Origin of the sequence: Neokomagataea thailandica NBRC 106555 (genome assembly GCF_001598495.1) — a bacterium.
Classification (GTDB): domain Bacteria; phylum Pseudomonadota; class Alphaproteobacteria; order Acetobacterales; family Acetobacteraceae; genus Gluconobacter; species Gluconobacter thailandicus_A.
Genome location: NZ_BCZB01000018.1, coordinates 1 through 21,495, shown reverse-complemented (window position 1 = coordinate 21,495; position 21,495 = coordinate 1). Strand labels below are relative to the sequence as shown.

Genomic DNA, 21,495 nt, shown 5'->3' with positions numbered 1-21,495 from the left:
ACCTTACTGAACGTTTCTCTGCACACTACCTGCGTAACGATACATGATCATCGAAACGCCCCATGCCGTGATAAAAAGCGCAATAATCACAAATCCCAAATCATTAAAATTATCACTTAACCCAGAAATCATACGCCAAAACCAGCCTTGGCCATTACAATAGTCATCAATCAAACGTAGTGCCTCAATACAGCCAATGAATAAGGCAACCACAATAGACACGAGCGTAATCGTCAGATTGTAATATATTTTTCGCATAGGGTGGATAAAGGCCCATCGATAGGCCCCTAACATCAGCACACCATCTGTCGTATCGATCAAAGACATTCCCGCAGCAAACAAAGCCGGAAACACCATCACCGTTCCCAAAGATACACCATGAGAAGCCTGACTAGCTGATAACCCCAGCAAAGAGACTTCCGTTGCCGTATCAAAGCCAAGCCCAAATAAAAAACCCAGCAAAAGCATATGCCAGCTCTGCGTAACCAATTGAAAAAGAGGCCGCAACAACCGTGCTATCAGCCCTCGTCCATTCAAAAGTGCATTAAAATCTTCTTCAACATAGGAGCCACCAGAACGGAATTGACGATATATTCGCCAAATACCACGCAATACAAAAATATTTGTTAGCGCTAATATAAACAAAAAACCCGCTGATACGACTGTACTGATTAAACCACCAATATCACGAAAATGCGCAAAGTGCTTTTGTAGCAAAGATGAAAGAACAACAGCGCCTACGGTCGCAATCACCACAATCGCTGAATGTCCTAACGCAAACCAAAATCCCGTCGTTAATGGCCACTTACCCAACTGCACCAATTTGCGCGTCACATTATCAATAGACGCGATATGGTCTGCATCGACTGCATGTCGTAAACCAAAACCATAAGCGAGCATGGCATTACCCAACATCAAAGGTTGATGTCGAAATACCATAAAAGCCCATACCCATACGGCCACATTAGCACTGATTAAAACACCATAGAGCCCAGTAATGCGGCGCCGCAATCGTGGCTCTCTCATTCGGCCTAACAACATAATTTTTATCCCTCCCCAGCACACCCCGGCTGAGTCCTCATGGCGTTCCATGATGAAGGTAGGTCTCCTGGCTCACAGGTCATCGTAAAACCGCACCTTCCCAGCACTTTACACACCAGTGGCATTATCGCGGTCACTCACCGTTCACAGTTGCGGGGACAGCCGCCGTCTAAACCTTATGGCTCTTCAGCGTTCCCTCTTAGCTTGCTTGCGCAAGACCCTCATCCTTTAAACCAGTCCTACGCAGCTACTCCCACAATGGAAAGAGTGTGACACTCTCAACTGTACCCTTCCCTTAGGGATCACATAATAAAAATAAGAAATGATGCTTTTCTTTAGTTTCTATTTTTAATGGCCAGCAAGCCCGTTATCGTCACGACAACACAACAATACAGCCCCTTAAAAGGAACCAATCACATGAACGCCCTCTTCCCCCGCGATACACTTTTGCTCATCACCCGCCTTGGCCTTGCACTTTTATTTCTTGTCATGGGATGGGGAAAAATATCTGACTTTTCCGGCGCAGTTGGTTACATGATACACGCCGGTGCACCACTCCCCACTCTTTCCGCCATCATAGCAATCGTGGCAGAGTTAGGCGGTGGTCTTGCTCTTGTCTTCGGCGTTCTTGTTGAGCCCGTCGCCATCCTGCTCTCGGTCTATACAATCGCTACCGGCTTCATCGGTCACCATTTTTGGACGATGAGTGGCATGATGCGTTACGATATGATGATTCATTTCTATAAAAATATCAGCATTGCAGGCGGCTTACTGGCAGTCGCAGCAACAGGAGCGGGGCGCTTCAGCCTCACCAAAAAACAAATATCCTAAATCACTATTCAACATGCTTGGGCGTAAAAACCCAAGCATTCGCTTTTCTTTCTGCATCATAGAAGGATCTACGGAGCTTTCTACGCCCCCTCACATAAGGAAATCTATCTATTATTGATTGCACGATGCACAGCGTACCAACTGCCTTCGCCATCATACGCGAATACAATAGCAAACCCCTTAGCTACAACTTGCACGGGCACAAAAAAACTTAGCGCATGCTGCACTGCACTTCGAAGAAGTCAGTTTTATTTTCTTATAGAATTTTTATGGATTTTTAAATGGTGCCCAAGGGCGGGATCGAACCACCGACACTGCGATTTTCAGTCGCATGCTCTACCAACTGAGCTACTTGGGCACCGGCCGTCTGAAGAGTTACTTCAACCGGTGACGGGGTAGTTAGCCCATCCCCGTCAGATGATCAACCCTCTTTACCAAAAGAATTTTCAATTTCTTCATCATTGTCCTGACGAAGGGACGGAACACGGTATTCCCCCGTGAACCAACGCCCCAAATCGACATCAGCACAGTGCTGCGAACAAAACGGACGAAAAGCTTGTTCTGTTGTACGCTTACAAACAGGGCACGCCATTTTATACCAAACTCCACTGGGAAACAGAGCGCTCAGGGTCAACAACCAACTCTAAGGACGCAGCTCGCTGCAAGATACACTCTTCAAGCGCATCAGGGTCACGCTCTAAAGCCCGCACCACCGAAATAGACGCGACCAGTTGTGTACCCTTCCGCCCTTCGCGCAGAATCTGACGCAGTATAGCCAGCGCCTTACCATGTGCAGAGTGCATCACCTCGTGCATTGGCGGGCGCGTACGCTTCCGTACCACCTCTAAAAGTCCAGAAGGCGTCGCACCCAACACTTCTGGCTGTATGATGTCAGTTGCCAGGGCCGTTTTCAGAAAACCTGCCAATGCAGGTCTCTTCCTAGTACGCACCCCAGCGGCATCAATAAGCAAAGTACCGGAGACATTCCGTAGCCGAATTTCACGGGCCAAAGCCGGGAACGCGGCTACATTCCCCGCAAAATCCGGCTGCGCCCCAGCAGGATGTCCTGCGCTGTCTAAATCAATCGCAACAAGGGCTGGCGTGAAGGAAAATAATGCTGTCAAACCACCAATCGAAGCATCGCTACTTCCTAGCGTATCAAAAACAGCCTCTTGCTCGGCATCAAACGCCGCCTGCACATAATGGCAGCGCTTCCGTAACGTCACAGGCAAGCGCACACCCATACTCTGGCTATCAAGAATGATAGGAGCCTCTGGATAACGCTGAGCAAGCTCTTCCAAAGGTGTTGCGCCATAAGACACACGGTGAGGCGCATTCACATCATCAGGCACAGCCTGATCCATCAAACGCAGTCTCAAGCCTTTATTATTTTGTGCCGCCCGTACAACCTGAGCAACGGCCAAACGCCCCTGCTCAATAGGCTTTCGGCACGGCATAAAACCCGTTACGCCCCCTTCAAGAAGGACAAACATCCCCCCCAAAGCAGGCGTAATGGTCTGTACACGCACAACATGCACATCCCCCACACCATCTGGCGCACCCGGCCGCCATATAGCGGCATCTAACCAGCCTGATGTGGTACCATCGTCATCAACACAATCTGTATCAATGACAGCAATACGCATCTCACCTGGTGAACAGGCTGCACGTATCTCAATCATACAATCCAAGTTGCCGCCAAACCCGGTTGGCCACGCAGTAATTGCGCCGTTTCGAACAACGGCAAACCAACAACGCCAGAATAGCTGCCGCCAATTTGGCGAATATGCGCTGCCGCTGCACCTTGAATGGCGTAACCACCGGCTTTACCGCGCCAATCACCTTGCGCAATCAACGCATCAATCTGCTGATCCGTTAAACGATGAAACGCCACCGATGTTTCCACCAAACGTTCACAGGCAACCCCATGCGTATTGGCGGCACTGGGCTTCAACACAACCGCAGTATAAACGCGATGGCTCCGCCCAGAAAGCAACTTCAGGCATGCACGAGCTGTCTTCTCGTCTTCTGCTTTCGGCAGAATCCGTCGTCCCACAGCAACAACCGTATCCGCACCAAGAATGAGAGCAGAATTTGCACATTGCTCAGCAATGCAAAGTGCCTTTGTCTGCGCCAAACGGCGGACGAGTACACGCGGCAACTCCTGCGGGCGTGGTTCTTCATCAATATCTGCCGCCTGCACCCGATCTGGGCACACGCCAATCTGTTTCAACAGATCAAGGCGGCGTGGCGAAGCTGACGCAAGAACCAGTGCCGGGCGCTGCACATCCGCAGTTTCCGGCGCTAAAGAATCGGTCATGCCGCGTCCCGCTATTATTTAAAGCGGAAGGTAATACGACCCTTCGTCAGGTCATATGGCGTCATTTCAACGTTCACACGGTCACCAGCGAGAACACGAATACGGTTCTTACGCATCTTGCCGCTCGTATGCGCCAAAATGGTGTGTTCGTTATCCAGCGTCACACGGAACATCGCGTTCGGCAGCAGCTCCATAACGGTGCCAGTAAATTCGATCAGATCTTCTTTCGACATGTTAGTCCTTGTCTGAGGGTACGGTCCATGATGGAAAATACAGAGCCCCTGCCCTGCAGTTCGGCCCAAAAGCCGAAAAAACCAGTGTGCTATGTGCTTCTTGACGGCCAAAAGGTCAAGCAAAACGCACTTCCAAGCTCAAAACTTCAGAAACGCGTGGCTCTTTTCCAGCAAATCACATGCTCATCTCTTACTTCAAACGCAGTGAAAGACTCAAAGCATGCGCATCCAAACCTTCCGCATGCGCTAAGGCAACACCAGCAGGCCCGATCCGGCCTAGACCATCTGCGTTCGTCTCAATCATCGTTGTGCGCTTGATAAAATCAAAGACGGACAGACCTGATGCAAAACGCGCAGTGCGGCTCGTCGGCAAGACGTGATTCGGGCCACCGACATAATCACCCACAGCTTCTGGGCAATAACGCCCTAGGAAGATAGCCCCAGCATGACGCACCTGCGCGCTAAAACCACGCGGATCATCCAACAGCACTTCCAGATGCTCAGGCGCCAAACGGTTCACGAGTTCCGCCGCTTCATCCAGATCACGCACCACAATCACCGCACCATGATCGTCCCAGCTCCGAGAAGCAATGGCCGCGCGCGGCAAGGTTTCCAGCTCTTTTGCTACAGCCGCAATCACGGCATCACCAAAAGCAGCATCTGTCGTGATCAAAATCGCCTGCGCTTGCTCGTCATGTTCCGCTTGCGCCAGAAGATCAACCGCCGCCAAACGCGGGTCGTTCTGTCCGTCAGCTACCACAACAACTTCTGACGGCCCGGCAATGCTGTCGATCCCCACCTGACCAAAGACCTGCCGCTTCGCTTCCGCCACAAAAGCATTACCCGGCCCAACGATCCGATCCACCGGCGCAATGCTCTGCGTACCATACGCCATAGCCCCAACAGCCTGCGCGCCCCCGATACGATAAATTTCTTCAACACCGCAAAGCTGTGCTGCCGCCAGAACCAACGGATTCAACACGCCATCAGGCGTTGGCACGCACATCGCCAAACGCTTCACACCCGCAACACGCGCAGGCAAAGCATTCATCAATACAGAAGACGGATACGCCGCCTTGCCACCCGGCACATACAGCCCAACGGCATCCAACGCCGTCCAGCGCATACCAAGCCGTACATTCTCTGAATCCGTAAAATCCAGATCTGTTGGTTTTTGTGCCTCATGAAACGCTTCAATACGGCGCGCAGCAACCTTCAAAGCATCCATAAGCTCAGTTGGCACACGTGCGGCCTCTGCCTTGATCGTCTCCGCATCAATGCGCAGTGCCTCAGGCGTTAAAGCCAAGCGGTCAAAACGCTCCGTGTATTCACACACAGCAGCATCACCACGTTCTTTAACATCGGCAAGAATCGCCCGTACCGGCTCAGAAACGCTGCGCTCATCACTGCTGCGACCCTGCAAAAGGGCCGAAAAATCAGCTGAGAAATTCGAATCCACACTGTTCAGATGGCGCATCTCAAACCGCCTTTTCTTCATTCAGTGCAGCACGAAAACGTTCAATCAAAGCGCCAATCTCTTCCGGACGCGTCTTCCACGCCACCCGGTTTACAATCAAGCGGCTACTTACCTGCGCCACCACGTCTGTTTCCACCAAACCATTTGCCCGCAATGTTGAACCCGTATCCACCAAGTCAACAATGACAGACGCCAGATCTAAGGTCGGCGCTAATTCCATAGCACCATTCAGATGCACGATTTCAGCATTAATCGCTTGAGATGCAAAATGACGGCGCGCGATTGACGGATATTTCGTGGCTACACGGAGATGGGAGCACCCTGTCGTCGGGTCTTCTTCCACATCTTTAGGGCGGGCAACGGAAATACGGCACCCACCAATACCCAGATCTAACGGTGCATAAATATCTGGATAATCAAATTCCATCAGCACATCAGAGCCACATACGCCGATCTGCGCACCACCATAGGCCACGAACGTCGCCACATCGAACGAACGCACACGGACAACATCCAAATTCGGGTCTGATGTCCCAAAACGCAGGCGGCGGCTGCTCTCATCCAGACAATCCGCGTCCGGCTCAATCCCGGTATGCTTCAGAACAGGCTTTAAGGCCTTAAGAATACGTCCTTTAGGCAGTGCGAGTATCAGTGGAGCGGCGGTCATAACGTGTCGGTCCTCGTTGCAGCCTCACCAGAAACGCGGTGTGCTCTTTCCAGTGACATGCAGCAGCGCATACCACGAAGCGGCGCTCTTCCCAAATACGCCATACCCATTTATTCCCGCTATTCGCCCTTTTTAAGGCGATTTATCAACACAGCCGACGCACAGAACCCCAACGTATCACGACATTCCGGCACCGTAAGAGGCTGCAATTGCGGCAAACCCTGCTCTCCTAAATTTCGCAAACCTTCCAAAGATTGCGCCTGAAAAAATACCCGATACGCATCCATATTCGTACGTTGATTGTGATACAGCGCCAAAATCAACGCTGACCCAACCGGAATCTCATCTTCCGCTTGTCCCGGTGCCTGCACATGAACACCCAATGCGGTCAAAAGCGGTGCAATTGTATCATCATGCCCAACATAAACCCGCAAAGCCGGTGATTGTGCCGAACTCTCAACCATATCGCGCACAAGCTGCGCCCGCATATCTTGCGATAATAACTTCGCCAGAACCTTGGGCCGATTCACCGTGGCCAACATATCGGCATGCAAAACAGATAACTGTCCCAGCGCTTCCGGGGTCAATTGCCCCCAACCTGTCTCACGGCCATCCACATAAGCCAAAATCAGCGCTTCCGCGAGGGATGCTCCATCAGAAACAGGCCCTGATAACACTAAGCCATGCCCCGTTCTATCGGGAGCCACCGTACTCGGAGCGTCTAGAAACGGACAAACACCAGACGAGCACCGCACCACGCGCCCCAAAAGCTGCAAAGCCGCTTTATCACGCGCATACAAGACTTGCGGGTCCGGCAATTGCGGAACGATCTTCTGCATATCAAAGCGTTGTGGCGCGGCATCTAGAGGCGCAAACCGTACATCCATTTGACCCGGCGCAAAGTGTTCAATGCTCAAGGCACATCCCGGCACCAAGCCTTCACGAAAAGCCTCAGCACTCGCAATCGTCCGCTGAGCCGAGTTCGCAATAATCTGCACACGCCCAGCGTCAGGGCATCCTACCTTAGGCAAAACCCTCACCTGCCCTAACCAAAGCCGGTCATATTGCCCGACTTCTTGCAAAGCTTCCGCACCGTGCTGCGTGAGATTACCAGCAGGAACAGCCCAAACAGGCCAACCACCAATAACGCCAACACCATGCGGAACCTGCCAGGGCAATGGTGAACGAATACCATGCCGCATGACCATCTCAACATGCGTCAAAACCCATGGGGAGTGCTTCACCCCATGAGATACAGTGATTGGATGCGCAGTAGCCGTACCAACAGCTACTGCCATAACGGCGCCTGCCGCAATTTTACGAAAAAACAACGACAGGCCCATCATTAGAACGATCCGTTCAATCCAAAGAGGTACATACGACCGGTCTGCACAAAAGACCCGTTGGCCGATCCATCATACGCCATGAAGGACTTACCCTTCCCTGCCGTTTCCCAGAATGCCGGGGTATTCAGCAGGTTTTGCATCGCAACCGTCGCGGTCATGCCATGACCCAGAGCATATTGTGCGCTCATATCCAAGCGCTGCGTTGGCTGGAGGTAATAATCCGGCAAGCTGCTGTTCAAGCCCAGAAGCTGCGTGCCTACATAATTGTAGTTCAGGTTAAACTTCGCCGGACCACGATTATAAAACACACCTAGATTATACATCATCTCCGGTGCACGCGGCAGCGCGGTGTCTGGATGCCCCTTCAGGCCGCTTTGTGCATTGGAATGCTGCAACGTGATATTCCCGTTTACACCAAAACCAGACAACCAGCCCGGTAGGAACGTCAAACGCTGTTGAGCATTCAATTCCAAGCCTTCCAACGTGGCATTGCCACCATTATTCGGCATAGAAAATTGAGTGTTTCCATCCGTATAGGAGCCTGTTGGCACAACACCGCCAAGTGAGGAGCTATTGCTCGTTCCAGACACCGACATAAAGACGTATTTCTGGATACGCTTATAATACACCGCTGCTGATACGACGCCTTCATGATGATTATAAAGCTCACCACTGAAGTCAAACACCGTTGCGGATGTCGGGCGCAAATTTGGGTTCGGCATAGAAACCGATTGGATCGCGTTGGTTTGTGAATCCAATGAAATCGAGGTCGCACCATTGACCAGACCAAAAGCAGGACGTGTAAAGGCCCGGCGCACACCAAAGCGCAGAACACTCATGGATGTCGGGCGCCAGTTGATATTCAAGTACGGCAATGGTGTGCCGTATGACTGATGCATGCGCACAGCATTACCCGTACCGTTGCCGTTATTCTGCCAGTGCGTACCGCCAAAGTCAGTCCATTCGTAACGGAAGCCCGGATGGATATCGACCGGACCCGCCTGCAAATTCAGCGCAACATAACCCGCATAAATACGCTCCACACCTGTGCTCGTGTTCGCGTTCCAATCATTCTGTGTATAAATACCCGCCCCCTTCGGGTCATTTTGATATTTATACGGGATCGTCGTTGCACGCACCCAATCGCGGCTTAACAAACGCAACGGACCAGCCGCACCGCCGAACACATCCACCTGCTGTCCCGGGATATTGCTAATAGCCGGCCCGCCCGGATTGCTTGATGTATATTTTGGCCCACCAAAGAACGGACCATTATAAACAAAATTATTATCACTATGGAAAAAGGGATGAGCATAGGACTGGCGGTCCGTCTCACTCACCTTCACCCCGAACGCGATAGACTTCAGAATATCACTTTTAAAACGATAATTCGCATCAGCATGGATGCCATACATATCGGCAATGCTCTGTGCATCACGACCCTGCGTCTTATAAAACTTATCAATATCTTGGTTTAAAAGCTGAGACACACCCGCAGCCGGGCCGGACACACGCGGCAACGTCGTGTTGGACACATTGAACTTGAAAGGACCCGTCGCATAGAAAGGCCCGTACATGCTGCCTTCTACCTGATCAGGGCTCGCCAAAACGCTGTAGCTATTGAACAGATCATAATCGACCGTCCAACGATCCAGGCGCGTCTCACCCCCAATTTTTTGCGTGGTCATGAGTTGGTTAGAATCGTTTGTTTCAAAATACTGACCGCGCGTTGCTGTTGGGCTTTGATATTGCCCATCCGCACCATAAAGGCCCGTATTACCACGCAAAGAAACCTGATTATCGTCTTGCTTCGTATTATACGCACCGTATGTCCCAAGCGCGTAAAAATCCTGATGATCCCCTTGGTAATTCAACGAGAGAGAACCACCATAACGGCGTAAACGACTGGTATAGATATCGTATTTCATCTGGGAGGTGGACACCGCAGAAACCTGCGTAAGAGGTAGTCCATTTTCCCCAAGTGCTGTTGCCTTCAAGCTTTTATTCGGCGCGACTGCACTCGCCGCAACGCTTTTATCCGAATAATAACCCGTCATATACACGCCAAAGCGCCCATCATGACCAAAGCGACGCGCTAGCTCGACCTGCCCAGTACCACCACCAAACGGCACCCCAATTTGAGAGGCACGGTCATTAATCTGGCCCTGCAGAGAAATCCGAGTAAGTGAGCCCGTAAAATCAAAAGCCGTTGGTGTACGAATATCAATCGCGCCACCAATCGCATCACCATCCATATCCGCTGAGGTACTTTTTGAAACCTTCACGGATGTGATGCCGTACGGCGCCAACATATCAAAAGACACAGCACGCGTCGCAGGATCAGATGCCGCTACACGCTCACCATTCAACGTGTAAGCGTTATAACTGGAATCCAAACCACGAATGCTCATGTACTGCGTCTCACCCGTCGCAGCCTGACCACCACTCATATTACTATACGCCGAGATCCCCGGCATACGCGTCAAAATATCGGATAAGTTGGTTTGCGGAGCCTGTTCAATCTGCTGACGCGACATCACAGTCGATACGCCAACGCTATGACGCTGCTCATCAAGCGCCGCCGCGCCACTGACTTGCCTCTGAGCGTGCACCTGAATCTGTTCAATTTCAGGGTCAACAGGCTTTACCACTGTACGTGCCATCACAGGAGCGGACGGAACTAGAGCAGCTGGGGCTAGCGGTTGAGTAGGCACAGCACGCACATTTCCAGAAGACAGCGCCGTATGCTGTTTCAAATGCGCCGCTACATGTTTTTTGACAAGACCATCTTGTGGTGCCGTCTGCGCCAAAGCACTGCCCGATACCGTTAATACTGCCATTAAAGGGAAAGAACAGGACCGAATTTTCCGCTTTACGCTTCCATTAAGACAAAAATACATAATACCCCACAAATAATCAAAAAACTTCATTTTCAATTACCAACATTATGTGGTAATTTTTTATCTAAATCGGGGTTTTATGTTTACATATTCGTATTATCAACGGTTATTTATATTAACTTTATAAGTAACACAGAATAAAATGGTCATATTAATGTTTTGTTTCATACGATGAAATTAAATTCATAAAAATGCCATTTCATTATTAATAATGATAATTAATAACAACAATACTTCGCCCTGATAAATATTTCAAATAATAAAATAAAATTAAACACACTTTCTCAAAAACAAATGCATTATCACGTTATTTTTATTTCTCATCGATAAAGAGACATGAAATTTACTCACTCATAAGAACTGAAACACTCACCATCACGCCTCTCTACATGACGTGATACTTCTCAAAACGACGCCTTATTACAAGGAATTCCGTCATGGCTGGCCCAGATTTTCTTAATACTGCCCCCACACTTACACGCCGGCACCTTGCTCTCGCTTCCGGGGCGGCCCTTGTCACAGCCTATGGGTGGGCTGCCATACCCGCCATGGCACAAGACGTCGTCACCACAGATCCGACTAACATCGATACCTTCATGACATTGTCGCGCTTTGTCACGGGGCATAGTGCTTTGAACCTCACAACAGGCGCCGCCCTTTTAAGCGGCCTACAAGCACTGCACCCCACTTTGCATACAGACATAACCACGCTGAATAATCGCATAGCCCAAAGCCAAGCACCTGATATCGAAACCTTCGATGCACAGTTCACCAATGACCCACTACGCCCACTTGTGCTGCAAATCATCAAAGGATGGTACGCTGGAGTGCTCGAAGACGGCACCAATGCCAAAGTATACGCATTTGGTAGCGCCCTGATGTACCAAACCTCACGGGATAACGTGGTGATCCCAACCTACGCGCATAACGGCCCCAATTACTGGCTGGCCGAGCCCAACCCCGTCGACGTTATGCCGAAATTTTAAGCAAGGGCTCACCCAGCATGTTCTCTTTCTCATTCCGCTCCATCGCGCCAGTAGCATTCTGCGCAGCCTTGCTTGCCTCCACGGCCGTTGCATACGCACAGCCCGCAGCCCCGGTACCCGAGTCAGCCAAACATCCTTCCATCAGCCGCGGCCACTATCTCGCCATCGCAGCAGACTGCGCCGCGTGTCATACAAATGGCCGAGATGGAAAATTCCTTGCTGGCGGCTATGCAATCGCCTCACCAATGGGGAATATTTACTCCACCAACATTACCCCATCCAAAAAATACGGCATCGGCAATTATACGCTGGAACAATTCACCACGTTAATGCGCCACGGCGTACGTCCTGATGGCGCCAATGTGTACCCAGCGATGCCCTATGATGCGTATAGCCAACTGACAGATGCAGACATAAAATCTCTTTATTCCTACATCATGACGGAAGTCCCGGCTGTTGATGCTCCCGCGCCAAAAACGCAGCTCCCCTTCCCGTTCAACATACGTGCCTCTCTGAGCCTATGGAAACTGGTCGCCAGCATCAGTGATACGCCCTATGTGTTTAATCATGCACGTAGCGATGACTGGAACCGTGGCCGCTACCTCGTAGATCAACTCGCGCATTGCGGTGAATGTCATACACCCCGCAACATGCTGCTCGTACCCAAGCAATCTCAGTACCTTTCCGGTGCAGATATAGGCCCATGGCGCGCACCCAACATCACCAGTGATCCGTTAAGCGGTATCGGCGGCTGGTCTGATGAAGACCTCTTCACATACCTCAAAACTGGCAAAACCGCTCATGCACGCGCGGCTGGCCCTATGGCTGAAGCCGTTGAGCACAGCTTACAGCATCTGCCTGATAGCGACATCTCAGCAATTATCACCTATCTTCGCTCGGTCCCGCCCATCCATGAAAACGGTGTAACAGCCGCAAACTTCAATCATGGCGGCCACCCATCAGGGTACGACATTACATCAGCCGATGCCCGGCGGAATACCAGCACACTCGCCGGCATTACCGATGGTGCCGTCTTGTATGAATCAACTTGCGCAAGCTGCCACCAAACCAATGGTCGCGGCACACCAGACGGGCAATATCCCTCACTCGTCGGCAACACAACGACAGGTCAACTCAACCCGAATGACCTCGTCGCCAGCATTCTCTTCGGCGTTGACCGCACTATTGATGGCCATGAAGTACTCATGCCAGCCTTCGGCGATAACTCACTCGTCCAACCTCTAACGGATGCTCAAGTGGCGGACATTGCCGACTATGTCCTCAGCCATTTCGGCAACACACAAGCAACCGTCTCTCCAGAGTTCGTCCGTCAGATCCGCTCAGGCGGCAAGCCTGTTCTGGTTGCACAGCTTGCAAACCCGAAAGTGATGATCAGCCTCGCAGCAGCCGGATTAATTGGCTTGATCATTGTTGTCTTCGCCCTGCGCACAATCCTTCGCCGCCGCCGCGTCTGAACGGAACTTAAGGAACTACTACCATGACTGAACAAAACCTTTCCGCAGACGTCGTCATTGCTGGCGCAGGTATTTGCGGCTCCATGCTGGCTCACAAACTGGCTCGTAACGGCCTCTCTGTATTGCTACTTGATGCTGGCCCACGCCGTGACCGTGACCAAATTGTTGAAAACTGGCGCGCTATGCCTCCTGACAACAAATCCCAGTATGATTACGCAACACCATACCCAAGCGTACCATGGGCACCACACACCAACTTCTTCCCGGATAACGGATACCTGATCGTCAAGGGCCCCGATCGTACGGCCTATAAGCAGGGCATCATCAAAGGCGTTGGAGGAACAACATGGCACTGGGCCGCTTCAAGCTGGCGCTACCTGCCTAATGATTTCCGCCTACACAGCCAATTCGGCGTCGGCCGTGATTATGCCTTAAGCTATGACGATCTAGAGCCATATTATTACGCCGCTGAGTGCGAAATGGGCGTCATGGGACCGAATGATCAAACGATCGTTCCCTCCGCCCCTCGTCAGCAACCTTGGCCAATGACCTCCATGCCTTATGGTTATGGGGACCGCACCTTCACGGAAATCGTCAAAAAGCTGGGCTTTGATAACACCCCCGTGCCGCAAGGGCGTAACAGCCGCCCCTATGATGGCCGCCCACAATGCTGTGGTAACAATAACTGTATGCCGATCTGCCCTATTGGGGCCATGTATAACGGCGTCTATGCTGCCATGAAGGCTGAAAAACACGGCGCACGCATCATCCCAAATGCTGTTGTTTATGCCTTTGAAACGGATGCCGCGAACAAGATCACAGCACTACGTTTCTATGACCCAGACAAACACTCCTACCGCGTAACGGCAAAAACATTTGTCATCGCGGCCAATGGTATTGAAACCCCCAAACTTCTCCTGCTGGCCGCCAATAGCCGCAACCCGAACGGTATCGCCAACTCGTCCGACCAAGTTGGCCGGAACATGATGGATCACCCCGGCTTAGGCATGAGCCTGCAAGCGGCTGAACCTATCTGGGCTGGTGGTGGTTCAGTGCAAATGAGCTCCATCACCAACTTCCGAGACGGTGATTTCCGCTCCGAATATGCTGCAACCCAAATCGGCTATAACAATACGGCGCAGAACTCACGTGCGGGTATGAAAGCCCTCTCCATGGGGCTGGTTGGTAAAAAATTGGATGAAGAAATTCGCCGCCGCACCGCGCATGGCGTCGACCTTTACGCCAACCATGAAGTCCTGCCGAACCCAGAAAACCGCCTCGTTCTATCGAAAGACCACCGTGACGCTCTGGGGATTCCACACCCAGAGGTGACCTACGATGTGGGTGAATATGTCCGCAAGTCTGCCGCCATTTCGCGTCAACGCTTGCTCGATATTGCTAAAGCCATGGGCGGCACTGAAATCGAGATTGCGCCTTATTTCACACCCAACAACCACATCACCGGCGGCACCATCATGGGCCATGACCCACGTGATTCCGTCGTCGATTCATGGCTCCGCACCCATGATCACGCCAATCTGTTCCTTGCAACTGGCGCGACTATGGCCGCTTCTGGCACAGTCAACTCAACCCTGACCATGGCTGCGCTCTCCCTGCGCGCTGGCGATGCCATCCTTGCTGATCACAAGAACGGATAATGACGATGACGCTTTCTTTCATCCGCAACCTAACAGCCACTCTTGGACTTGCAGGCGCAACGTTCATCAGCCCACTCGCTATGGCGCAGGAGCCTACCGTGAACCTTCAAGCTGCTCTGAAATTTATCAACCAAGCACATACCGAAGCAACGAACGATCATGCACGCGTTGCCATTGCCGTGGTCGATGAAGGTGGAAACCTCGTTGCTTTCCAGCGTATGGATGGCACACAGCTCGGCAGCACCGAACTCGCTATCCGTAAAGCTAAAACAGCTCTTTCCTTTTCCCGCCCTACGGTAGATATGGAACACGCCCTAAATAAAGGGAACTTCATGATCGCAACGCTGCCAAATGCTTTACCGGCTGGCGGCGGTTACCCGATTACCGTCAACGGTCACATCATCGGCGCCCTCGGCCTCAGTGGCGGCGAAGGAGAAACCGATGCCCGCCTAGCACAAGCAGCAGTACAAGAAGCCCTCAAAACCAAGCCATAACAGGCGTAACGAATGAACAAAAAACTTCAGCACAGACGTTATTCTACGGCCATCATTTCTATGATGGCCCTTGGCTGTGCTTACGCGTTGCCCTCCACAGCACACGCGCAAACAGAAACCGCACATAACCTCTACACCCCCTCCCTCTACCAAGCCCGAGCTTTTGCTATGGACGGGACCGGCACCTATAATGTCGGACCGCTCATCCCGAGCTTATATGGGAACCCTCACCTCTTCGGTGATTGGGGTGGGGCACAACCGTGGATGGTCAAGCACGGTATCTTCACTAGCCTGACTTTCAACCAAGAGTTCATGGGCAATGTCACAGGCGGCCGTACACGCGCGGCCGTACCGTCAGGACAAGTCGCAGGTGAAATCGATATTGATTGGCAGAAACTGGCTGGCATCCCAGGGTTTTGGACACATCTGCTCGTCGTCAATGGTAACGGCCATAGCTTCAGCCACACATTGGGTGATTCTGTCACAAACCCCGAACAAATTTACGGCGCACGCGGTAACGTCATCGCTCACCTTGTTGAGCTCTACGCCGATAAAGCTTTTCTCAACGACCGTATTATTCTTTCTCTGGGTGATATCCCAACAGGCAGCTTCTTCGCGTATGATTACCTTGCCTGTTCTTTCATGAACGTCTCCGTCTGTAGTAACTTTGCCCCTGGAAAATACAATCCGGGCGGCCGTGACTGGCCATCAGGTAACCTCGGTGGAGTACTTCGCGTACGCCCCACAGAGCAAACTTATATTGAAGGCGGCGTTTTTGCCGTTTCTCCCCATAGCTACAATGGCGGCATTTCGGGCTGGGCCATGCTGCAAGATGGAATGGGCTTAAACCACGTCACCTCACAAGTTGAAATCGGGTGGATGCCCGAATTTGGCCCTGACAAGCTGCGCGGCAACTATAAAATTGGTGCATGGTACGATAACTCAACCTACCCCGCACTGTTTGAAGACCGATACGGCAATTCGTTCCAAGCGTCAGGTCTTGCCCCACGCCAATTAGCGGGCATGAAAACAGCATGGTTTATGTTTGACCAAATGCTGGTACGCAACGGCCCCGGCATCGCAAACGGCCTCATTGTCATCGGAGGCGTTGGTTACTCATCTGGTGCCATTACCGCCATGCGTGATCATGAATGGCTTGCTCTCATTGAGAGCGGCACCCCATGGCACCGCCCCGGAGATCAAGTTGGTATCATGATGCAACACATGCAGATGAGCCGGAGTGTGACCCTACAACAAGAATCTTCCCTCGCTCTAAACCGCGCCTTCCTCTCCAACCAATGGGGACAAGTATGGGGCGTACAGAACTGGGAAAACAGCTACGAAGCATTCTACAGCATCCATCTTCACAAAGCTGCTGCGCTTCAAGCTGACCTACAATATTTGGAACATCCCGGCGCGACAACGCGTTTTAAAAATGCACTCGTACTGGGTGGACAATTCACTGTGGGGTTCTAACCCCCAGTGATCCCTCTTCAACACGCAACCTAAAGGACGTCGTTCACATGAGTGATCAAGATTTTCTGAGCATTCTCACGGGCTCTTTCTCTACCCCCTGCGGCGACAACCCTACCGTTGCGATGATTGAAGCCGGATATAAAAAGGCTGGCCTCAACGCACGTTACATCAACTGTGATGTCCCAGCAGAAAACCTCAAAGATGCCATTAAAGGCGCTGTTGCTATGGGCTGGGCAGGATTCAACTGCTCCATCCCACACAAAGTCGCCATTTTAGAGCATTTGGATGAAGTGGCCGAATCCGCCCGCATCATTGGTGCTGTAAACTGTACATCCATCAAAGATGGCCGCCTAACAGGCCATAATACTGATGGTAAAGGCTTTCTTGCATCCCTCAAAACCGTCACGGACCCAAAAGGAAAAAACCTTCTTTTGCTTGGTGCAGGCGGTGCAGCACGTGCTATCGCCGTAGAAACGGCACTTGCTGGTGCAAAAACACTCACCATCATCAATCGTGACCCGAAAAAAGCCGAAACAATCGCTAAAATCGTTAATGAGAACACCGATTGCAAAGCAACGGCAGGCAAGTGGGAGGGTGATTATACAATCGGTAATGATATCGATATCGCCATTAATGCCACCCCGATCGGCCTAGGCGATGCAGAAGCCCTGCCTCCTATCAACCTAGACAGCCTGCGTAAAGAACTGATCGTCGCAGACGTTATTCCTAACCCTCCCAAAACCCACCTCCTGCGTGAAGCCGATAAGAAAGGCTGCACAACGCTGGATGGCCTCGGCATGCTGGTCAATCAAGGGCAAATCGGTGTTGAAATTTGGCTCGGTAAGACACTCGATTTTGACGTTATGACCAAAACGTTGAAAGATATCTTCGAATAAATCACCGCCAACAAAGCACATATACCAAAGTATATGTGCTTATACTTATGCATGATTGATCGAATATCATGAGATGTGGTGTTTCCCTCCCCAAGAGGAGACCACCACATGCTTATCTCATTTACACATCATACATTCTATTCCATCACTCAGAATGCTCTCTCTGCCCTTTCGAGCGCATGGAAGCCTCTCTCTTTTCGAAAACGCCTCTATACACATATCGCGGCATCTCTTGTTCTCTCCGCGCCTGCTATAAACCAACAAGCTCTGGCGGCACATAAAGAGAACCACAACACCAAACATCATGACGTCGTCTCCACCCCTGAGAGCATTGAAGTCAAGCGTTCGGCCAACCGGCCAACCCGCGCAAACGGCACGCTCTTAACATCCGCAAGCTGGAAGAACGTCCTCACCGGCTCCAACCCATTAGCGCTCCTATCCAACACCCCGGGTGTGTCTTACACATCCTCCGATTCCTATGGATTGGACGAATCTGATGCGAGCTTGTTCATGCGTGGCTTTCACATGAACGAACTCGGTATTACTTTTGAAAACATCCCTCTAAATGACACAGGGTTTGGTACCCTCACAGGCACAACCGTTCTGAACATTGGAGTACCCGATAATATAGGCTCCATTTACGTCTCCCCAGGCACATCCCGTGAAAGCACATTCTCCAGCAGCAATAACGGTGGAGAATTGCGTTATATGCTCAGCAACCCCACCGATACGGCGAATGCCGCCATCCACCAATCCTATGGCAGTAACCAAACCTTTGTGACCACCGCAACGGCCAATACAGGACAATTAGGTGAACATGGCCCCGCGATTTTGATGGGCTTTCAGCGCATCTCTAAAGACAAATATGAGGGCGGTGGCTCTCAAAATATGATGCGCGGCAATATCAAAGCAACACAAGACCTCGGTTGGGGCAATATCACCGCATTTTTCTCTGCATCCTCCGCGCAAATCTGGGGCTATAATGACCAGTCTTTCGGAATGCTCAAAAACCTCGGCTGGCGTGCCGATTATATGTATCCTAACTATGCCGCCGCTTACCGTATGGCCTTACCCGACAATGCAAATGCAAATTGTGGCGCCTATAGCTGCGGTGAAATGGCCAACCTTGTCCCTTATGATAGCGGACAAGCGACCCGAGACTTAATTGGCTCCATCCAACATCACTTCCAAGCAACAGACGCACTAAGCGGCACTGTTACATTTTATGGTGCAAGCAGCGATACACATGCTTCGCTCGCAGATCCAACAACACCATCACTAACAGGCGCCCCATTCTCAGAACAAGTATGGCACCCACAAATCCGCCGTTTTGGCGGTACCGCCGAGCTAAACTACCATATTGGACAACACACCCTGTCTGCCGGACTTTGGCAAGAAATGGCGAGCTCCAGCGCCGGCACGTCTTGGTACAATGAACCCGCCCTCGGGCAAGGAGCCCCCCTTAAGACTGTTGGCCCTTACACGCTTTATGGCCCAACCTTTCAAACAGCGAACCTCTCTCGCTGGACCACATCATCACGGCAAATTTTCTTGCATGATGATTGGCACATCCTGCCCACTCTTACCCTTGGCTTTGGTATGAAAGCCGTTAATTTCATGACGTATGGCGGCGGCATTGGCGATGACGATGCGCCTCAAGGTAAACTGCGTGCCCGCAACTGGTTCCTGCCGCATCTCTCCGTTTTCTGGCATCCAGACGCCAATAATGATGTGTTCCTTGATGCTGCAGAAACAGAAAGCGGCTTTCGCGTATCCCCACGCGGCAATATCGGCTACTCAGCCTCTCCTTGGACCGCATCAGATCAAAGCACTTATGATACGGCGACACAAAACATTAAACCAGAGCGTGATGTCACGGTTACCGTCGGTGGACACCACCGTGAAGGCCGCTTCGTACTCTCTCTAGATGCCTATTATAGCCTTATTTTTGACCGCCTTCTCTCAGCATCAGTCGGCACATTGCACAACCCTGAAAATACTGTGGGGGCCGTTTCCCGCTCACATATTGTCGGTGGTGATGCCTCCGTCAGCTTGCCAATTGGACGTTTTTTAACCCTCAGCCAGAGCCTATCCGTCAGCCGCTTTTCTTACGATGCTGACCTCAACGTTGAAGGGACCATTTTCCCCATTAAAGGGAAGGCGCAACCAGGATACCCGGGTATCTCTTTAATCAGTGGTGCCACATTCCATTATAACCGCCTGCAAGCAGGTGCCACGAGCACCGTGTATTTGGAACAGCCCTTCTCTTACACAAACGACGTGATGGGCTTCAATTACTGGAATACCAGCGCCTATATTTCATATGAAACACTCCGTCACGGCCATATCCCCGCTCTTTCCTTCCGATTTGATGTCTATAATCTCCTCAATCGGAAAATGATCGGTACACTGGGTGTTGATGGCTTCCCATTCTCCGGAGACTATCAGACAATGCAGCGTGCAGCACCGCGACAAGCCCTCTTCACCGTCGGCACACGTTTTTAAACCCTAGCCCCAAAGGAGAACGTCTTTGCACCTGCCGCGCCACCACCATACACAACGTAAGGCTCAACATGTGCAAAGACGCTCCACACATCCAACACGAGTGGGGCTCCTCATTATACTTTCAACCCTCATCTTTCTGGCAGATAGCTTCACAAATTTTGAAATTGCCACAGCCGTTTTATATGTCAGTGTCGTCTTAATCGGTGCTCAATTTTTATCATCTCAATACTTATGGTGCATTGCCTGTCTCTGCGCCACCATGACCATAATAAGTTTGTGCATTACCCCTCACGGGAATTTACACTCAGGCATTATCAACTCAGCCCTCAGCATTACTGCCATTTTTGCGACGACCCTAATGGCAACCCGCATGCTCAAAGCCGTAGCCGCAGAGCACGAAGCGCGCTTACAGCTTATTCACCTTGCGCGCGTCAATACACTGGGTGAACTCAGCACGTCCATTGCCCATGAAGTCAAACAACCATTAACCGGAATAGCCTCAAGTACAAGTGCTGCTTTAAACTGGCTGTCTACAACACCACCCAACATTGAACGAGCACGCTCAGCACTTCAACGCATTGCCACTGATGCTACACGCACCGCAGATACTATTGAGCGCATCCGTCACATGTCTCGCCGCTCAACACCTACGTTCAAAGCCATTCAGTTGACCTCCCTCATACAAAAAATCATCGATATTACAGATACTGATTTAACCAAAAACCGCATCACCATTTCCGTTAAAAATATGTATGAAGATGCCATAATAAAAGCCGATGATGTCCAAATACAGCAGGTCTTCATAAACCTTATTATCAATGCCATTGCCGCCATTAACGCGACCAACCGATTAAATGGCCATATTACAATCATAATCGAATCAGAGGATAAACATTATGTTTCTCTCAGTATTTCAGATAATGGCATCGGCATTTCTGAAGACGCTCTGAGCCATATATTTGAACCCTTCCATACAACACGTGAATCTGGCACAGGCTTGGGTCTTGCTATTTGCCGTTCAATTATAGAAGCTCATAGTGGGCATATTGATGCTTTTTGTTCTGAAGAACAAGGAACGACCTTCCGTTTTCTTCTTCCCACCTTCGCAAGAGATCAATAATGCAGAACGATTTACAAAGCATTGTATATGTCATTGATGATGATGCCTCCGTCCGTGCGGCATTATTAGA

At 51.0% G+C, this 21,495-nt stretch carries 18 protein-coding genes, 1 tRNA gene and 1 riboswitch; of the genes, 9 read left to right on the top strand and 10 right to left on the bottom strand.

The genetic code is table 11. The features are described from left to right. Positions 1 to 3 precede the first annotated feature (3 nt). Positions 4 to 939: a HoxN/HupN/NixA family nickel/cobalt transporter gene (locus NTH01S_RS07510; protein WP_245642264.1), complete on the bottom strand. Its 936-nt coding sequence runs from the start codon at positions 937 to 939 to the stop codon at positions 4 to 6. 142 nt (positions 940 to 1,081) lie between these two features. Next, a riboswitch (cobalamin riboswitch) is annotated at positions 1,082 to 1,279 on the bottom strand. A gap of 179 nt (positions 1,280 to 1,458) precedes the next feature. Between NTH01S_RS07510 and NTH01S_RS07505 the strand changes: the two genes are divergently transcribed. Continuing rightward, positions 1,459 to 1,872: a DoxX family protein gene (locus NTH01S_RS07505; RefSeq protein ID WP_068171971.1), complete on the top strand. Its 414-nt coding sequence runs from the start codon at positions 1,459 to 1,461 to the stop codon at positions 1,870 to 1,872. A gap of 282 nt (positions 1,873 to 2,154) precedes the next feature. Here the strand turns inward: NTH01S_RS07505 and NTH01S_RS07500 are convergent. The 9 genes from NTH01S_RS07500 to NTH01S_RS07460 form a co-directional block, all read right to left on the bottom strand. Next, a tRNA-Phe gene (locus NTH01S_RS07500) sits at positions 2,155 to 2,230 on the bottom strand. Positions 2,231 to 2,293: 63 nt separating this feature from the next. Beyond that, the gene (locus tag NTH01S_RS07495) at positions 2,294 to 2,464 is read right to left on the bottom strand and encodes a DNA gyrase inhibitor YacG (protein ID WP_068171870.1); all 171 of its coding nucleotides are present in this window, start codon (positions 2,462 to 2,464) and stop codon (positions 2,294 to 2,296) included. Position 2,465: 1 nt separating this feature from the next. Then, positions 2,466 to 3,554 (bottom strand): ribonuclease E/G, encoded by a 1,089-nt coding sequence (locus tag NTH01S_RS07490; RefSeq protein WP_068171868.1) that lies wholly within the window; start codon positions 3,552 to 3,554, stop codon positions 2,466 to 2,468. Further along, positions 3,551 to 4,192 carry a Maf family protein gene (locus NTH01S_RS07485; RefSeq protein ID WP_068171865.1) on the bottom strand — a complete coding sequence of 214 codons (642 nt, stop codon included), beginning with the start codon at positions 4,190 to 4,192 and terminating at the stop codon, positions 3,551 to 3,553. The genes NTH01S_RS07490 and NTH01S_RS07485 overlap by 4 nt, the downstream gene beginning before the upstream one ends. Before the next feature lie 14 nt (positions 4,193 to 4,206). Next, positions 4,207 to 4,425 carry a translation initiation factor IF-1 gene (gene infA / locus NTH01S_RS07480; protein WP_068171861.1) on the bottom strand — a complete coding sequence of 73 codons (219 nt, stop codon included), beginning with the start codon at positions 4,423 to 4,425 and terminating at the stop codon, positions 4,207 to 4,209. A gap of 190 nt (positions 4,426 to 4,615) precedes the next feature. Continuing rightward, positions 4,616 to 5,902: a histidinol dehydrogenase gene (gene hisD / locus NTH01S_RS07475; protein ID WP_068171856.1), complete on the bottom strand. Its 1,287-nt coding sequence runs from the start codon at positions 5,900 to 5,902 to the stop codon at positions 4,616 to 4,618. Position 5,903: 1 nt separating this feature from the next. Then, the gene (gene hisG / locus NTH01S_RS07470) at positions 5,904 to 6,569 is read right to left on the bottom strand and encodes an ATP phosphoribosyltransferase (protein ID WP_068171853.1); all 666 of its coding nucleotides are present in this window, start codon (positions 6,567 to 6,569) and stop codon (positions 5,904 to 5,906) included. A gap of 119 nt (positions 6,570 to 6,688) precedes the next feature. Beyond that, a complete protein-coding gene (locus NTH01S_RS07465) occupies positions 6,689 to 7,915 on the bottom strand; it encodes a histidine-type phosphatase (RefSeq protein WP_068171850.1) in 1,227 nt (408 codons plus the stop codon). After that, entirely contained in the window at positions 7,915 to 10,755 is a 2,841-nt protein-coding gene (locus tag NTH01S_RS07460) for a TonB-dependent receptor (RefSeq protein ID WP_169802060.1), read from the bottom strand. The genes NTH01S_RS07465 and NTH01S_RS07460 overlap by 1 nt, the downstream gene beginning before the upstream one ends. Before the next feature lie 497 nt (positions 10,756 to 11,252). On the opposite strand from NTH01S_RS07460, the gene NTH01S_RS07455 reads away from it, so the two are divergent. The 8 genes from NTH01S_RS07455 to NTH01S_RS07420 all read left to right on the top strand — a co-directional run bounded on the left by NTH01S_RS07455 (position 11,253) and on the right by NTH01S_RS07420 (position 21,425). Beyond that, entirely contained in the window at positions 11,253 to 11,801 is a 549-nt protein-coding gene (locus NTH01S_RS07455) for a sugar dehydrogenase complex small subunit (protein WP_068171845.1), read from the top strand. Positions 11,802 to 11,818: 17 nt separating this feature from the next. Beyond that, positions 11,819 to 13,276 carry a cytochrome c gene (locus NTH01S_RS07450; protein ID WP_068171840.1) on the top strand — a complete coding sequence of 486 codons (1,458 nt, stop codon included), beginning with the start codon at positions 11,819 to 11,821 and terminating at the stop codon, positions 13,274 to 13,276. A gap of 23 nt (positions 13,277 to 13,299) precedes the next feature. Continuing rightward, positions 13,300 to 14,934, top strand: a complete 1,635-nt coding sequence (locus tag NTH01S_RS07445) for a GMC family oxidoreductase (protein WP_068171836.1) — start codon at positions 13,300 to 13,302, stop codon at positions 14,932 to 14,934. A 5-nt stretch (positions 14,935 to 14,939) separates the two neighbouring features. Beyond that, entirely contained in the window at positions 14,940 to 15,428 is a 489-nt protein-coding gene (locus NTH01S_RS07440) for a GlcG/HbpS family heme-binding protein (protein WP_245642263.1), read from the top strand. 60 nt (positions 15,429 to 15,488) lie between these two features. After that, positions 15,489 to 16,904 carry a carbohydrate porin gene (locus NTH01S_RS07435; RefSeq protein ID WP_245642272.1) on the top strand — a complete coding sequence of 472 codons (1,416 nt, stop codon included), beginning with the start codon at positions 15,489 to 15,491 and terminating at the stop codon, positions 16,902 to 16,904. A 47-nt stretch (positions 16,905 to 16,951) separates the two neighbouring features. After that, positions 16,952 to 17,800: a shikimate dehydrogenase gene (gene aroE, locus NTH01S_RS07430; protein WP_068171830.1), complete on the top strand. Its 849-nt coding sequence runs from the start codon at positions 16,952 to 16,954 to the stop codon at positions 17,798 to 17,800. 108 nt (positions 17,801 to 17,908) lie between these two features. Continuing rightward, positions 17,909 to 20,305 carry a TonB-dependent receptor gene (locus NTH01S_RS07425; protein ID WP_157070910.1) on the top strand — a complete coding sequence of 799 codons (2,397 nt, stop codon included), beginning with the start codon at positions 17,909 to 17,911 and terminating at the stop codon, positions 20,303 to 20,305. A 25-nt stretch (positions 20,306 to 20,330) separates the two neighbouring features. Next, positions 20,331 to 21,425, top strand: coding sequence for a sensor histidine kinase (locus NTH01S_RS07420; RefSeq protein ID WP_157070909.1), 1,095 nt, complete (start codon positions 20,331 to 20,333; stop codon positions 21,423 to 21,425). Positions 21,426 to 21,495 lie beyond the last annotated feature (70 nt).